Source organism: Bacillus sp. FG16, from assembly GCF_057809515.1.
The window spans coordinates 15,852-31,550 of record NZ_JBMDKC010000068.1 but is presented as its reverse complement, the minus strand read 5'-3'; the positions used below and the strand labels follow the sequence as shown (position 1 = coordinate 31,550).

General features: G+C 31.9%; 16 protein-coding genes. 14 read left to right on the top strand and 2 right to left on the bottom strand.

All coding sequences use genetic code 11. From position 1 onward, the window contains the following. Nucleotides 1-46 precede the first annotated feature (46 nt). The 4 genes from ACODS7_RS21860 (at nt 47) to ACODS7_RS21845 (ending at nt 3,587) form a co-directional block, all read left to right on the top strand. Nucleotides 47-1,729 carry an RNaseH domain-containing protein gene (locus ACODS7_RS21860; protein ID WP_243168469.1) on the top strand — a complete coding sequence of 561 codons (1,683 nt, stop codon included), beginning with the start codon at nt 47-49 and terminating at the stop codon, nt 1,727-1,729. 207 nt (nt 1,730-1,936) lie between these two features. After that, a complete protein-coding gene (locus ACODS7_RS21855) occupies nt 1,937-2,704 on the top strand; it encodes a DUF3959 family protein (protein WP_088114823.1) in 768 nt (255 codons plus the stop codon). 142 nt (nt 2,705-2,846) lie between these two features. Then, complete coding sequence (locus ACODS7_RS21850) at nt 2,847-3,263, top strand: DUF3995 domain-containing protein (protein ID WP_088114822.1); 417 nt, start codon at nt 2,847-2,849, stop codon at nt 3,261-3,263. Nucleotides 3,264-3,383: 120 nt separating this feature from the next. Then, nucleotides 3,384-3,587: a hypothetical protein gene (locus ACODS7_RS21845; protein ID WP_000878369.1), complete on the top strand. Its 204-nt coding sequence runs from the start codon at nt 3,384-3,386 to the stop codon at nt 3,585-3,587. 329 nt (nt 3,588-3,916) lie between these two features. On the opposite strand, the gene ACODS7_RS21840 is transcribed toward ACODS7_RS21845, so the two are convergent. Next, nucleotides 3,917-4,129, bottom strand: a complete 213-nt coding sequence (locus tag ACODS7_RS21840; RefSeq protein WP_016081449.1) for a hypothetical protein — start codon at nt 4,127-4,129, stop codon at nt 3,917-3,919. 209 nt (nt 4,130-4,338) lie between these two features. Here ACODS7_RS21840 and ACODS7_RS21835 point away from each other — a divergent pair, with 209 nt between their 5' ends. The 6 genes from ACODS7_RS21835 (at nt 4,339) to ACODS7_RS21810 (ending at nt 9,688) form a co-directional block, all read left to right on the top strand. Then, nucleotides 4,339-5,343 carry a DUF1835 domain-containing protein gene (locus ACODS7_RS21835; RefSeq protein WP_029442437.1) on the top strand — a complete coding sequence of 335 codons (1,005 nt, stop codon included), beginning with the start codon at nt 4,339-4,341 and terminating at the stop codon, nt 5,341-5,343. Between the two features lie 145 nt (nt 5,344-5,488). Next, nucleotides 5,489-5,893: a hypothetical protein gene (locus ACODS7_RS21830; RefSeq protein WP_029442438.1), complete on the top strand. Its 405-nt coding sequence runs from the start codon at nt 5,489-5,491 to the stop codon at nt 5,891-5,893. 160 nt (nt 5,894-6,053) lie between these two features. Further along, nucleotides 6,054-7,289, top strand: a complete 1,236-nt coding sequence (gene cypA / locus ACODS7_RS21825; RefSeq protein ID WP_029442439.1) for a cytochrome P450 — start codon at nt 6,054-6,056, stop codon at nt 7,287-7,289. 267 nt (nt 7,290-7,556) lie between these two features. Further along, complete coding sequence (locus tag ACODS7_RS21820; RefSeq protein ID WP_029442440.1) at nt 7,557-8,840, top strand: MFS transporter; 1,284 nt, start codon at nt 7,557-7,559, stop codon at nt 8,838-8,840. Then, complete coding sequence (locus tag ACODS7_RS21815) at nt 8,830-9,462, top strand: Vat family streptogramin A O-acetyltransferase (RefSeq protein WP_029442441.1); 633 nt, start codon at nt 8,830-8,832, stop codon at nt 9,460-9,462. The genes ACODS7_RS21820 and ACODS7_RS21815 overlap by 11 nt, the downstream gene beginning before the upstream one ends. A gap of 70 nt (nt 9,463-9,532) precedes the next feature. Beyond that, nucleotides 9,533-9,688 (top strand): DUF1540 domain-containing protein, encoded by a 156-nt coding sequence (locus tag ACODS7_RS21810; protein ID WP_000046095.1) that lies wholly within the window; start codon nt 9,533-9,535, stop codon nt 9,686-9,688. A 102-nt stretch (nt 9,689-9,790) separates the two neighbouring features. On the opposite strand, the gene ACODS7_RS21805 is transcribed toward ACODS7_RS21810, so the two are convergent. Further along, entirely contained in the window at nt 9,791-10,288 is a 498-nt protein-coding gene (locus ACODS7_RS21805; protein WP_016081443.1) for a PadR family transcriptional regulator, read from the bottom strand. A 140-nt stretch (nt 10,289-10,428) separates the two neighbouring features. On the opposite strand from ACODS7_RS21805, the gene ACODS7_RS21800 reads away from it, so the two are divergent. The 4 genes from ACODS7_RS21800 (at nt 10,429) to ACODS7_RS21785 (ending at nt 15,596) form a co-directional block, all read left to right on the top strand. Then, nucleotides 10,429-11,643 carry a cytochrome P450 gene (locus ACODS7_RS21800; RefSeq protein WP_016081442.1) on the top strand — a complete coding sequence of 405 codons (1,215 nt, stop codon included), beginning with the start codon at nt 10,429-10,431 and terminating at the stop codon, nt 11,641-11,643. A 108-nt stretch (nt 11,644-11,751) separates the two neighbouring features. Further along, nucleotides 11,752-12,330: a cysteine dioxygenase family protein gene (locus ACODS7_RS21795; protein ID WP_043938199.1), complete on the top strand. Its 579-nt coding sequence runs from the start codon at nt 11,752-11,754 to the stop codon at nt 12,328-12,330. 174 nt (nt 12,331-12,504) lie between these two features. After that, entirely contained in the window at nt 12,505-13,356 is an 852-nt protein-coding gene (locus ACODS7_RS21790) for a Cof-type HAD-IIB family hydrolase (protein ID WP_016081440.1), read from the top strand. 452 nt (nt 13,357-13,808) lie between these two features. Next, nucleotides 13,809-15,596 (top strand): PAS domain-containing sensor histidine kinase, encoded by a 1,788-nt coding sequence (locus tag ACODS7_RS21785; RefSeq protein ID WP_029442444.1) that lies wholly within the window; start codon nt 13,809-13,811, stop codon nt 15,594-15,596. Nucleotides 15,597-15,699: the final 103 nt, after the last annotated feature.

Sequence of the window (15,699 nt, the reverse complement as noted above, 5' to 3'; positions counted from 1 at the left end):
AAATGTACATGATTATTCAAGTGTTAATGTGTACATTTAAACTAGCATTTATACTACCCCAGAGTTTGCATCAAATAATAAAAAAATACGGTTTGTAAAACTAAAAATACAACAAGCTACAACCGGCATGAAATGGATTAAGATATTTAGAAATTTAAAAGATAATTTTCATATAGGTGGAGAGGTGGATTTAGACCATATTCTCCAATATCCGAAAGATTATATTGTAGGGGCAAATAAAAGAGTGTTATTTCCATACAATGAGAGAATATATAAAGTTCCAGGCACTAAAATAGAACCGGGTATAAAAGTAAAGGAAAGAGAGTATTTGTTTAAAGAATTCCAGCGCAAATTCTCTTATTTCACAATACTTCCAGAATGTAAAAAGGTAGCAACAAATAACGAAAATGAATTATTTCCTTTATTTGCACCAAAAGGATTAGAGACATTAACATTAGAAGTTTGGTCTGAAAATATAGCACTTGACATAGAACAAGCATTACTTGATAGCGAAGTTGTTTTGGCTAAAATTGGTGAAAATTCTTATGTATTGAATACAGATTTTCCAGTGTTATTAAAGATTGTGAGATACAATATTGAAAAGGTGTTACAAAATCCATATAAAATGCAATATTGCCAAAAATACAAAACAAATCTTGTAGATGATGTTACGAAAGCTGTCTATGCTACCGCGGGTGAGCGTAGTGATGCGACATTAGCATTAATCGCAATGAAAAATTGTGATGGACGCGAAAAAATTGATCCAAAACAAATCATTAGAGAGGGATTTGCACGAACAAACCGTATTTCAACATTTATTAATTTATTTATAGGCCAAAGTGTATCACGTAACACAATTGTAAATAGTGTTTTTAGTTTATTAGAACAAAAAGGATTTTTGAAGCGTGGTTGGAATAAGATAAATTTACCTTGTACATATGTTAATTTATCAATTGAACGAATATCGAAATTTGATTTCTTACCCATTTTTTCAAAAATAAAAGGAAAAGAAATTTTATATAAATTATATGGGAATACAGAGTGGCAAACGATTGATTACGTATTATTAAATATAAATAAACATAATGCATTTTTACCACAACCATCAAAGAGAAATGATATGGGGGCTCTTTTTAAACAATATGTTTTCGAAACATTAATGGAAATCGTACAATATGCAAAAGAACAAAATGAACAAGTTTACTTCATTGTAGATGCGAATTTGAGAAAATATTGGATAAAAGAGTTACAAAATAAAGAAATTAATACAGATATTTTACCTGATATTGTTCCTGAGGTGTTAAAGGTTCCAAACTTAAATCTTATTAGAATAAATACAGGTTTTGATGTACCAAGCTACGGGGCAATAGAACGTGATGATGCTCTAGATAGCATTGGCTTATATGCAGATCAAAAAGGGATGTATTATAGCACTGGTGAATATTCACTTAATTGTAGTGAAATTTTTCAGCGATATATACTTGAAATTCTACCATTAGGTGTAAAACCTGTAGAAAGGGATTATATCGCTAAAATGATACATTACATGTGCTGTAATTCTAGTATGCTTTCGAAAAAGAATATACATATGATATATTCCGTACATATGGAAAAAATAATAAAGAGCTATATTACTGACATAGATGCAAGAGAGTTTAAAGAGTTTGATGATGAATTGGATGTAGATGTAGTAAAAGTAGAAAAAAAAGATACAATTATTCTACTTTAAATACTAGTAAACAAATCCTGCTCGTTATATCGATCAGGATTTGTCATTTTTTTATGTAAATAAGGATATCTTTTGTCAAGTATCTTTTCGTTTACATATTTACTTTATGTGCAGACAGGATTAATATGTTTTTTAGAAATACAAAAACTATATCATATGGAAAAACGATTTTTATTAATTGAAAAAATTTGAAAGGAATGGGGAATTGTGAAGAAATTAGATGTGCTCTTAATGCTACTGAGCGGCCTCTTTCCAATTGCAGGACTTACAAAGCAAATCCCTCTAGAACAATCTCTATTTATTGGAGGGCTTTTATTTTTTACTAGTTTCGGTAGTTATTTTGCTAAAAAGATGTATTCACGTATATGCAGCTGGATAGCGTATGCGCCATTTATAACATTACTGTTAGTTATTTGGCATCAGGATATTTCAACAAGCTCAATCATAGCAAATGCGAAAATTGCTGCATGTGTCGCGTTAATTCCATGTTTATTCCGTTTTCGTACATATGGACTTACTTTGGGCTTATTCTCATTATGGGCCGCTTTACTATGGGATATAAAAGAGGTACAGTCGTTAGTCATACTTGAACGCATGACGAGTTTAATGACAAGCCATTATGTATATATATTACTATTAATTGGAGGGCTTGTATTAGGAGGATTACTTGCGATGTTCATTCACCGCAAAAAGAAAGATAATAAAGAAGAAAATATAAATCTACTTGTACCAAAAAAGAAACGCAAAAGATTATCAATTAAGATTCGTCTTCCAAGATTGCCGAAATTAAAGATGAAACTATTTAAGTTTGGTGGGAAAGAATCTAAAAGTAAAATGCCAGAAAAGATCCATGAGTATAAGTACGAAGAACCAGTTGCAACATATGAAATGACTGAGCAAATAGATTCATACAAAGAAAATGCAGTTCAAGGTCAAACAAGGATGGAACGCCGAAGAAATAGGTATAATGCATAATGCAGTTTAATAACCCCGTAATGACTTATCTTAATATTGATAAATCATTACGGTTTTTTATGTAATTAAATAAAGATTGCTAATGAGGGAGGAATAGCATATTTTATAGGTGGGAACTTAAATAAAATAAGGAGAGGATAAAATGCTTATCATTACATATATATCTGCTTGTATATTATTCTTAGTTAGCTTGTTACATGTATATTGGGCTTTCGGAGGTAATTGGGGGACAAATAGTGTTATTCCAACTAAATCAGGGGAAAAGGCGTTTACACCTCGTGCCGGAATGACATTGTTCATTGCATTATTATTAAGTATGGCAGCAATAATTTTGTTGCAACAAGCAAAAATTGTTCATTTTGCAGTTCCTAATGTTATTATTCAAGTCGGTTCCTGGATTTGTATGATCGTCTTTTCTATTAGAGTAATTGGTGAGTTCAATTATTTTGGTATCTTTAAACGACAAAAAGATACGCACTTTGCTAGAATGGATACCGGTTTATATATTCCACTTTGTGTATTGTTATCTTTATCTTTCTTATTAGCAATAATTTTGTGAGTAAATAATAGTAGTTTCTTTTCTCAAAATATATGTAAACGTGAGAAATCTAAGAGTAAATAAAAAGGATGTAAGCGCCTTCTTGTCGAAATGTAAATTATTATGAAAGGCGGTGACACTATGAAGTATGTAAAAGTTAGTATGAATGGTGGAAGTGAACACAAATTCTCAATGACTTTAGATCGGTTTGAAGAACTTATTACTACAGAGAATGGGATATTAGAAAATAAATTAGTATGTATTGAAAATGTAATGATTAATCCTACTAATATATCTTCTGTAGTTGAAAAAATTGGTGTACCGGCTAAGTTTATGGAAGCTTAAAATCGTTAGATAAAAAACATCCATTGAGGATGTTTTTTTAATTTATAATTATGAAATTGTGAAGTGAATTTTTGAGTAGATTTTTTAGCAATGACTATGCATATATTAAGTACCTGAACATGGTGCTTAATATATGCACGAAATAATAAGTACAAGCATATATTATGTAGTAGGACAAGATCTTCGTGTCCTACTTAATACTCAGAAAAAACCTCTAATCACATAAGAGCATCCAATTGCAGGGTGCTCTTATTTTTTATGAAAATTTACTACGAGCCTTATTTTATAGTAGGATGCAATAATAAAGGGCTATTTTGAAATAGTGTTCTTTAGCCTTTAATTTTAAATTTATCTTTAATGTTAATAAATATTAAAAATAATATGATAGCAGAAATTAAGTTAGATAAGTAGAAATCTTGATGAAACAGTAGTTCGAAGATGACATAGAAAGTAACTAATAAGGCGATAGCAGGTAGTATGCAAATAAATATAAATCTCCAATTTTTTAAGTAATGTTTATAATTTGTAAGTACTCTATCCATAAATATAGCTCCTATATTTTTGTTTTTATATAATTATACATTTAGATACAAGGATTTTCAAAGTAAAAATATTTAGCAATTCAAAAATATAAGGAGAGCTTTTGTTGAAAATCCAGATTGTTGTAGCAATCCGGATTTGACTTTAAAGAACTATACTAAAATGATACACTATAATCTACGTTATTTTTGAAATGAATAGAGGGATTTGTGTGATAGATAAAATTAAAAATGCTGTAGAGGATATGTACGAAGATGAGGCTAAAGATTTACTTCAAAGCATTCTCATACAGTTGAATTTATTAGAAGAAAACTATAGTGAAGATACAATTAAAAATTTGATGGATATTCCAAAACAATTAACGAGTAATCCTACTTATAAAAGGAATGTAAAAGAAAGTACGCACGTACATATTGCCTTTGATGATTCAACGGCTGGTTGCTTAAAATATATGTTAAATCAAGAAGAATTATATGAAGAGAGTATTGTTACTTTTTCTGAATTCTTTTCAATTGGACCAATATATAAGTTGCATACGAATGAGGGGCAACTAGCAAGACAGAAGTGGTTAATAAATAACTTAACTGCTTATGATAGTTATTTTGAAGAAGAATATTTGCTAAGATTTATAGAAACTTTAGAAGATCTACATTCAATTCCTACTGAAACGCCTATTACAATTTGGAAAGCCGATAATGCGCATGAACATGTAGGCTTAAGTTTTGTAATGACACAATTAAAGCATAAGAAAAACATTCGAGTTATTAATACGTCTGAAGCAAGTAGAGAAATATTAAAACAAGAATATGATATTCGTGGAACGGGAGAATTACCACCTGAAAGTTTAGCTCTATTCCAAAAAAGTTTTGCAAAGTTACCTTATTTAACTGAAGAGAAGCGCATGAATTTTGAACATGAGTGGGATAGATTATCGAAAAGCATAGAATGTTTAAGAGTGTGGGAAGAAAATGAAGTGCATTCTGTACAAGAAGATTATTTTGATCAATTTATAATTGAATGTGCGAAAAGTGTGGGTGCTGATCGAGAGTTCCTCAAAGCTCCTAGAGTAATTGGTGAAGCACTTGGTCTTGTTGAACAATTGGTTGGAGATACTTTCTTAGAATATCGCTTGAAACAATTAATTAAACAAGAAGTATTTGAATTTGAAGGTTCGTTAGATGAAATGCGTTTTTATAGTGTGAAGTTAAGGAAATAATAAACAAATTCTATTTTTGAAAAGCTCGTATTTTTAATAATACGAGCTTTTTAAGTTGAATTTGGGCTATACATAAGCTTCCCAGAGAGGGCATATCACATATGAATGTTAAAGGTAATGAATGAAAAGAAGGTGATTTATTAATATGTATAACCAACAAAATTATCCATATGATCAAGCGATGTATTATTATCCACAAAACTACGGGTATGAACCTACAAATGAAGTGAGAGATATTGAACAAGAAGACTATAGACCAGATGATGCGGAAGATGCTCCAACGTCACCACCGCCGTCGCAAGCTCCGTCGTTACCGTCTACGTTTGCGTCTCCAGCTCAAGCAGGCAATATGAAATCATGGATGTGTAACTGTCTAGGAAGATGGGGCTATTTACGTTTACATCGTCCTGGTCCTTTTGGAAGAGATTTATGGTTCTTTCCAACTGAAGTGAGAAGAAATGGGGTATCGGGTTACACTTGGCAAGGTGGTCGTCGTCGTAAAGTAAGTTATCGCTATCAACAAATTAGTAATTTTATGTGCTTCGCATAAAGAGAAGTGGGTGAGTGAAACAATTTTACTCTCTCACTTTTTTATTTTTCAATATACGAAGTAAGATTTTGGTTAAAAATTTACAATTTTCACGTTTTTATTAGAGTATAATGCATATGTTGGGTTGGTTTTCAAAAACAAATGAGAGTGAGGGAATACAATGTCAATGAAAAATAAAGTTGGACTAAAAATAGAGGATGGCATTAATTTAGCTTCAGCTCAATTTAAGGAAGATGCGTATGAAATTTATAAAGAATCTAGAAAAATGCAACCTATCTTATTTGTGAATAAAACTGAACTAGGTGCGGAATGGCTTATCACAAGATATGAAGATGCCTTGCCGCTTTTAAAAGACAGTCGCTTAAAAAAAGATCCAGCCAATGTATTTTCTCAAGATGCATTGAATGTGTTTCTTACCGTTGACAATAGTGATCATTTAACTACTCATATGTTAAATTCAGATCCACCTAACCATAATCGTTTACGATCACTCGTACAAAAAGCTTTTACACCGAAGATGATCACGCAATTGGAAGGAAGAATACAGCATATTGCAGATGATTTGTTAAATGAAGTCGAGCGAAAGAATTCATTAAATCTTGTTGATGATTATTCATTCCCTTTACCGATCATTGTAATAAGTGAAATGCTCGGTATTCCAAAAGAAGATCAAGCGAAATTTAGAATTTGGTCTCATGCTGTCATTGCTTACCCAGAAACACCAGAAGAAATAAAAGAAACTGAAAAGCAACTATCTGAGTTTATTACATACCTTCAATATTTAGTTGATATTAAACGAAAAGAGCCAAAAGAAGATTTGGTGAGTGCTTTAATACTTGCAGAGAGTGAAGGACATAAACTTAGCGCTCGGGAACTATATTCAATGATAATGCTACTAATTGTGGCGGGGCACGAGACAACGGTAAATTTAATAACAAATACGGTATTAGCGCTTCTCGAAAATCCAAATCAATTACAGTTATTAAAAGAAAATCCAAAATTAATTGATGCCGCTATTGAAGAAGGATTACGATATTATTCTCCAGTTGAGGTTACAACTTCAAGATGGGCAGATGAACCTTTTCAAATTCATGATCGAACAATTGAAAAAGGAGATATGGTTGTCATTGCCTTAGCTTCTGCAAACCGTGATGAAACTGTATTTGAAAACCCAGAAGTATTCGATATTACTCGGGAAAATAATCGCCATATTGCCTTTGGTCATGGTAGCCATTTCTGCTTAGGTGCTCCACTTGCGAGGTTAGAAGCAAAGATTGCTATTATTACTTTGTTTAATCGAATGCCTGAACTACAAATAAAAGGCGATCGTGAAGAAATTAAATGGCAAGGTAACTATTTAATGCGTTCTTTAGAGGAATTGCCTTTAACTTTCTAGAATAGTTAAAAGGAGACATGCATACATCGAAAATAATTTACATAGAGTATGTATGTGTTATTTAAATTCGAAACGGAAGGGTGAAAACATCCCAATGATCAACTAATTCTATTTGTAAGAGATCTTCGTTAAAAAACGAAATATTCTTCTGAATAGGGTTAGTCTGTACATTTATAGAAAAGGGATGTATTTCGCTCTGCGAATATATAGTCTTTTTATATGATTTGTGCTGCCTCCTGTTCAGAACATGAAATAGGAGGCTTTTTTATGTCGACAAATGTAGTAACGAAACAAAACAATGGGGTATCACAAGTATTAAAAAATCGGTTTGTACAAGGGATTTTAGCATCAGCATTATTTTTACAAATAGGAATATGGGTTCGAAACTTTGCGGTATTACTATATGTAATGGAAATGACAAAAGGTGATGCTTTTGCTATTTCGATGATTTCAGTTGCTGAATTCGCTCCAATTTTTATTTTTTCATTTATTGGCGGTACTTTTGCTGATAGGTGGAAGCCAAAGAAGACAATGATATGGTGTGAAACGTTAAGTGCCATTTCAGTATTCGCTGTATTAATTACGCTTATGTTTGGAACGTGGAAAATTGTGTTTTTTGTGACACTCATCTCTGCAATCCTTTCACAGTTTTCACAACCATCTGGCATGAAGTTGTTTAAACAACATTTATCAACGGAACAAATCCAATTAGCAATGTCCATATATCAAACGATATTTGCAATATTTATGGTATTAGGACCAATCCTAGGGACATTTATCTTTCATAGTTTTGGAATTTATATTTCAATCATCATAACAGGTATCTCTTTTTTACTTGCGGCAGTTGTATTGTTATTTCTTCCGAAAGATCTTGAAAACGACGTAGAAAACAAAGATATCACTCTGCTGCAGGAGATGAAGGATGGTATTAAGTATGTCAAAAAGAAAAAAGCATTAACTTTGCTAGGGCTTTGTTTTATGGCTGCAGGACTAGGTATAGGATTAATTCAGCCATTAGGTATATTTATTGTGACTGAGCAGTTAGGATTATCAAAAGAGAGTTTACAGTGGCTACTAACAGTAAATGGTGCGGGAATGATTGTTGGCGGAGCATTAGCAATGGTATTTGCGAAAAACGTTGCTCCGCAAAAGATGTTAATTATCGGTATGCTTGGTCAAGCAATTGGTATTGGCATTATAGGATATTCTACAAATTTATGGGTGACACTTACAGCTCAGCTTTTTAGTGGCTTAGCTCTTCCTTGTATCCAAATTGGTATTAATACGCTTATTATTCAAAATAGCGATACTGATTTTATAGGTCGTGTAAATGGTATTTTAAGTCCGCTATTTACCGGATCAATGGTAGTAACGATGAGTATAGCTGGCTCATTAAAAGAGATGTTTTCATTAAGTATGATGTATGAAGGGACGGCTTTACTTTTTATAATTGGATTATTGTTTATTTTACCTATATACAATTTAAAGCCAGTAATAGCGGTAGAAAGTGAACTAAGTGGTAAAGGAAGTGCCGTACAAAATGAATCCTAATCCAAATATTAAATACCCTATTGAAGGAAATCAAAACGTTCAATTTATAAAAAATACAATAACAAAACCTAATATACTTGTTGGTGATTATTCTTATTATGATGCGAAAGATGGAGAAACATTTGAAGATCGAGTATTACATCATTATGAATTTCTTGGGGATCTCCTAACTATTGGAAAGTTTTGTTGTATTGCATCTGGAGTTAACTTTATTATGAATGGAGCGAATCATCGGATGGATGGATTTTCGGCATATCCATTTAATATCTTTGGAAATGGGTGGGAGAAGTATACACCTAGTTTGTCTGATTTACCTTACAAAGGCGATACAGTTATAGGAAATGACGTTTGGATTGGTATGGACACAACTATTATGCCCGGAATAAAAATAGGGGATGGTGCAATCATTGCAGCTAAATCTGTTGTGACTAGAGACGTCGCACCATATACAATTGTTGGTGGAAATCCTGCAAATAAAATAAAAGAGAGATTTTCAAATAAAATAATAGAAGAATTATTGCAAATTCAATGGTGGCATTTTGACATTGAAAAAATAACTGGAAATATAGATGTGATTGTACAAGGAGATATTGAACCATTAAGAAAGCTAAAAAGGGAATAAAAAATGCATGACAAAGAGTATCATACCTCCGAATTTTGTTAATGATAATAGAACAAGGAGGTGTGATACTATGGCACAAGACGTTTTATGTGAAGTAAACAACTGTAAATTTTGGGCGAACGGTAATAAATGTAGTGCAGAGGCAATTTACGTAGTAAGTCATAAAGGTAAACATGCATCTACAACGGAAGAAACAGATTGTAAAACTTTCGATCCAGAAGTGTAAATTTTTGAAGGGTAGCCAAATCGTGGTTGCCCTTTTATTAATTATAGTATTGATAATAAATATCATTTTCATTCATTGTTTTTAACTTTTCTTGTTATTTTTTCATATTTTTTTCATAAGTGATGTAATCCAACTCAATTCATGTTCAATTCGTGATTTACTAAATTCAATGACTTCAGTAATAAAAGATGAGGTAACATCTAGAGACTGAATAGCAGTAAGCTGATTATGTAGTACGTTTTGACGTACAGTCAAAATCTCTTTTCTAGCCTCATAGTCAAGTTTTTCAAATAGAGCGATACGAACAAGAAATTCTGCATTGTTTGTCGCAAGTTTTTCGGGAAACTCTCGTAACATTTCAGAAAAAATTTCTTCTCCTGTTTCTGTTATATCGTACATATTTCGGTTTGGTTTTCCGACTTGTTTATGTATTTTTTTCGTTATAGCACCCATATTTTCAAAACGCCGAAGGGCAGGGTAAAGCATGTTGTGATTTAATTCGAAATTCTCACCTAAACGATTTTGAACATTTTTTTTAATTTCATATCCATGTTTTGGTCCTGTCGTTAATTCTGCTAGCAGTAAAATGTCAACGTACATAAAAATCCCCCTTATATATTTCTCAAGTTCTCTAATGAAAAATCCCCTTTAGTATATGTTAAAATAACATATGTTAGTTTATACAACTTTGAACTGCCGACCTATCACTTTTATTGTAAAAGAAAAGGGAGGAAAGAACTATGGCTTCACCTGAAAATGTTATTTTAGTTCATGAAATTTCAAAGCTGAAAACAAAAGAAGAATTATGGAATCCGTATGAATGGTATCGTTTGATGAGGGATAATAACCCGGTTCATTATGATGAAGAGCAGGATGTATGGAATGTTTTTTTATACGATGATGTAAATCGTGTTTTATCAGATTATCGCTTATTTTCAAGTAGAAGGGAGCGCAGACAATTCTCAATCCCTCCTTTAGAAACTAGAATAAATATAAACTCTACAGATCCACCAGAACATCGCAATGTACGCTCCATTGTTTCTAAGGCATTTACTCCAAGAAGTTTAGAACAGTGGAAACCTCGAATACAGGCTATCGCAGATGAACTTGTACAACATATCGAAAAATGTAGTGAAGTTAATATCGTTGAACAATTTGCTGCACCTTTACCTGTTACCGTTATTTCTGATTTATTAGGAGTCCCAACAACAGATCGTAAAAAAATTAAAGAATGGTCTGATATTTTATTTATGCCGTATAGTAAAGAAAAGTTTAATGATCTGGATGCCGAGAAAGGGATAGCATTACATGAATTCAAAGCATATCTTCTACCGATCGTTCAGGAAAAGAGATATCATTTAACCGATGATATCATTTCCGATTTAATTCGAGCTGAATACGAGGGCGAAAGATTAACAGATGAAGAAATTGTAACCTTTTCATTAGGTTTATTAGCGGCTGGGAATGAAACCACTACAAATTTAATTATTAATAGCTTTTATTGCTTTTTAGTAGATTCACCTGGAATTTATGAAGAGTTAAGAAAAGAGCCTAACTTAATTTCAAAAGCGATTGAGGAAGTATTACGCTATCGCTTTCCTGTTACATTGGCCCGGAGGATTACAGAGGATACAAATATATTTGGTCCTTTCATGAAAAAGGATCAGATGATTGTTGCGTGGGTTAGTGCAGCGAATTTAGATGAGAAAAAATTTTCACAAGCCTCTCAATTTAATGTACATCGAACAGGAAATGAAAAGCATTTAACTTTTGGGAAAGGTCCTCACTTTTGCTTAGGAGCACCACTTGCACGTTTAGAAGCTGAGATTGCATTAACTACCTTTATAAATGCTTTTGAAAAAATAGAGCTATCTCCATCTTTCTGTTTAGAAAAATGTATATTGGAAAATGAACAAACATTAAAATACTTACCTATTCGATTGAAAGTCAAATAAAAATCTTAACAAGGTGCATACATTTGCATCTTGTTTTTTGTTTCTCAATTGTGAGTTTTAGATAATTACCTTAATATGGAATTGTATGAAACGTAGAGGAGGATTCTTATGTTGACTTGTAATGGAAGTAAATCATTTCAAAAGTTTATTAAAGGTGTTACAGATCTTATGGAAAACGGTTTATTTGAAGAAGAAATAGTGTGTGGCATTGAAAAGTTACTAGAAGAACTTTTAGAAAAGAAAACATGGCTTCCGTTAGATAAACAGAAGGCGAATTTGACTCAATATGCACGACATTTATTGTATGAAGATCCGCTCAAACGTTTTGAAGTACTAGCTCTCGTATGGAAAAATGGACAATCTACCCCTTTACATGATCATGATGGCACATGGGGGGTAGAAGGCGTTTTTTCAGGAAGGATTATGGTGCAGAACTTTATACAAACGAAACAACTTGGTAATTCACTTGTTTATTTAACACATACAGGAAATCTTTATTTGGGAGAAGGAGAAACTGATAAAGTAATTCCGCCAGCAGATTGTCATATTCTTGAAATCAGCAAAAATGAAAGCGTTATTACGATTCATGTCTATGGAAAACAGTTAGAAAAGTTTAAAGTATATATCCCAACTGAAGAAAAAAATGTGTACATGTGTGAGACAAAATACATTAGTTACAATTCATAGTTTAAAATCCAAAGCTTTTTAAAAAGAAAAGCTTTGGATTTTATTTTTAATTATTTCTTGACCTGAAACGCTTTTCATAAATTATAAATAAGAAGTACCTCACGAGGATTGTATGAAAACGATACCTAATAATTAATTGGAACTCGTGTATTTATAGAAAGTGGTGAAGAAATAATGAAATTAATCGCAATTGATTTAGATGGAACTCTTCTTTCGGGGAATAAAATGATAAGTAAAGAAAATGCAGAAGCAATTCGAACATGTCAAGAAGCTGGCCATGTCGTAGCAATTTGTACAGGACGTTCTATTGTTGACATTGAGCGATTATTGTTAGAAGTTGATTTAGAGTGTCCAATCATTGCGGAAAATGGCGCGCTTATATATAAAGATAAGAAAATGATGAAGAGATATCCAATTCAAAATATGCAGGCACTTGAAATTGTAGAATATCTTGAAGAGAATGGTTTATATTATCAGCTCTATACTGATAAAGGTGTGTATGTCCCGGATTATGGAGTAGAGAGTGTACGTAATGAAATTGAGTATGTGAAGAATTCAAAAGAAAATTTCGACTTGAAAGAGTTAGAAACAATCGCAGCATTATATCTTGAGCATACAGCGTTTCATAGTGCGGAAAGTTGTAAACCAATTGTAGAAACAGATATACATGTGCATAAACTATTACCATTTTCTTATGATATTGAGAAATTAAAAAAACTAAAAGAAACATTTCTTCATAATACAGATTTAGCAATTACATCTTCATATTGGCACAATTTAGAGATTAATCATCGAGATGCTCAAAAAGGGAATGGATTATATACTTTAGCAGAACATCTTAATATTCCGGTTGAAAACACTGTAGCGATAGGTGATGGGCTAAACGATGTTTCAATGATGGAAAAAGCGAACATATCAATTGCAATGGGGAATGCAGTTGAAGAAATAAAAGCAATGTGTAAACATGAAACGTTATCAAATGAAGAACATGGTGTGGCACATGCTTTATATAAATATGTAATGTAATTAAAAAAAGAAAAAAGAATCCAAATGGATTCTTTTTTCTTTTTTATTAGGGGTAAGGTATTCTATGAGATTCATAGAAGCCTTATTACATTTCATTATATAGAATATATTGGAATAAATGTTTATATTTTTCATAAAAATTGTGAATATTTTATGAACTTTATACTTATTGCATGTTTATACCGCTATTAGTGAGGCGTATGACTCTCAAGTGAAAATTCAGTGAATGTAAGGAGGAATTCAAGTTACCTAGACAATAAATGAGGAATGAGCGAAATATATACTAATTAAAGGTGTATTCAGTATGTATATTCTTTTCTTATTTTAATTGAAAAATAAAATTTATTTGAATAATTATTCTACAGCTATATACCTACACTAGCTTTCTTCGTATAATGGAGAAGTATGAATTTTAGATTTGTATTAATTTTACATATTGAGGTGAAAAAGGAATGAATTCGCGGCTAATGGAACTTATTGATGTGAGTACAATAGAAACCATGGCAGAACAATTTTATAAATTAACTAACATATCACATCAACTTCTTGATGCTGAAAAAGAGTGTGTTTTTTCATTCGGAATGAATGAGATAAAAAAGAGTAAACTTCCAAAGATTGAAATCCCCATTTTCTTATACAATCAACATTTAGGTTCTTTTGTTGTATGGTCCAAAAAAAGTGAAATTTTCAGTTGTCAAAAATACTTTGAAATGCTCTCAAGTTTAATTTTAGATGGCGCAATAAAAGTATTTCAAAGTAAAAATACAACGTTGCTTTCTCGAAAAGAGGAGGAACTACATACGATTTTACAAAACATGCCTGTTATGGTCGATGCGCTTGATTATAATGGAGATTTTGTTTTGTGGAACCGAGAATGTGAAATTGTAACAGGTTATACCGCTGAAGAAATAATTGGAAATCCAAATGCACTGCAATTATTGTATCCTGATCATAGTTATCGGCAGCAAATACAAAAGAAATTTTTAACTTGTGGAAAGAATTTCAGAGATTGGGAAATGCACTTAACGTGTAAAAATGGTGAAATCAAAACAATAATGTGGTCGAATATATCAGAACAGTTTCCTGTAACAGGATATAGTTATTGGGCTGTTGGTGTAGATATTACGCATTTAAAAGCGATAGAAGAGCAGTTAAAACAACAAACATCTGAACTGGAATTAATTTTTAAAGCTTTACCAGATTTATGTTTCTTAACAGAAGATGATGGCACGATTATTGATTACAAGGCAGGATCTCCTACGAAGTTTTACGTACCCGCAGAAGCTTTTATGGGAAAAAAGTTTTACGAAGTATTACCATCTTCAGTAGCGCAGCAGTTTCAGGAAGCCATTAATCAAGTGAAGGAAAAAGGAACGAATGTAATTGTAGAATATCCACTCACACTTAATGGAAGTATTGATTTCTTTGAAGCTAGGTGCTTACCATTATTACGTGATAAAATTATGATTATTGTACGCGACATTACAGAGCGAAAAAAGACAGAAGAATTGTTAAACAAATCAGATACGCTTGCAGCAATTGGTCAATTAGCAGCTGGTGTAGCTCATGAAGTGAGAAATCCTTTAACTGTAATTAAAGGTTTTATACAGTTATTCCAAATTAATAAAGAAGATCAAGAAAAATATTTTGATCTTATGCTTTCTGAAATTGAAAGGATAGAAGCGATCCTGCAAGAATTTCTGTCAATTGCTAAAACAGATGAGATAAATACAGAAAAGAAAAATATTTATCAAATTTTTAAAAATGTCGTATCGTTAATGAATACAAAAGCAATTATGACAAATATTCAAGTTGAACTATTTACGGATGACAAAGATATAATTATTGAATGCTCAGAAAATCAATTGAAACAAGTATTTATTAATATTTTGCAAAATTCAATCGAAGCTATGCCAAATGGTGGGGAAATTTCAATTCACATAAAAGAAATAAATGATGATGGTGTCATCATTCATGTAATAGATGAAGGAATAGGCATACCTGAAGAAAGAATTAAGAGATTAGGTGAACCTTTTTATAGTACGAAAGAAAAAGGGACTGGTATTGGATTAATGTTAAGTTATAAAATTATTGAAAGTCATCAAGGGACAATTAGTATCATGAGCGAGGTTGGTGTCGGGACAACGGTAACTATTTACTTACCGAAAGTACAAAGTAAACAACCTCTGTCGAATTGTGACGATAAATGTATAGCAGTACGCACTAGTAGTAATTCTTAAATCACTTAATACCCAATAACAAAGCGATTAGTGAAAGCTAAGCTTTTTGTTATTGGGTATTTTTATATTAAATTTAGTAACCTTTACTTTTTCTTTACCTTTG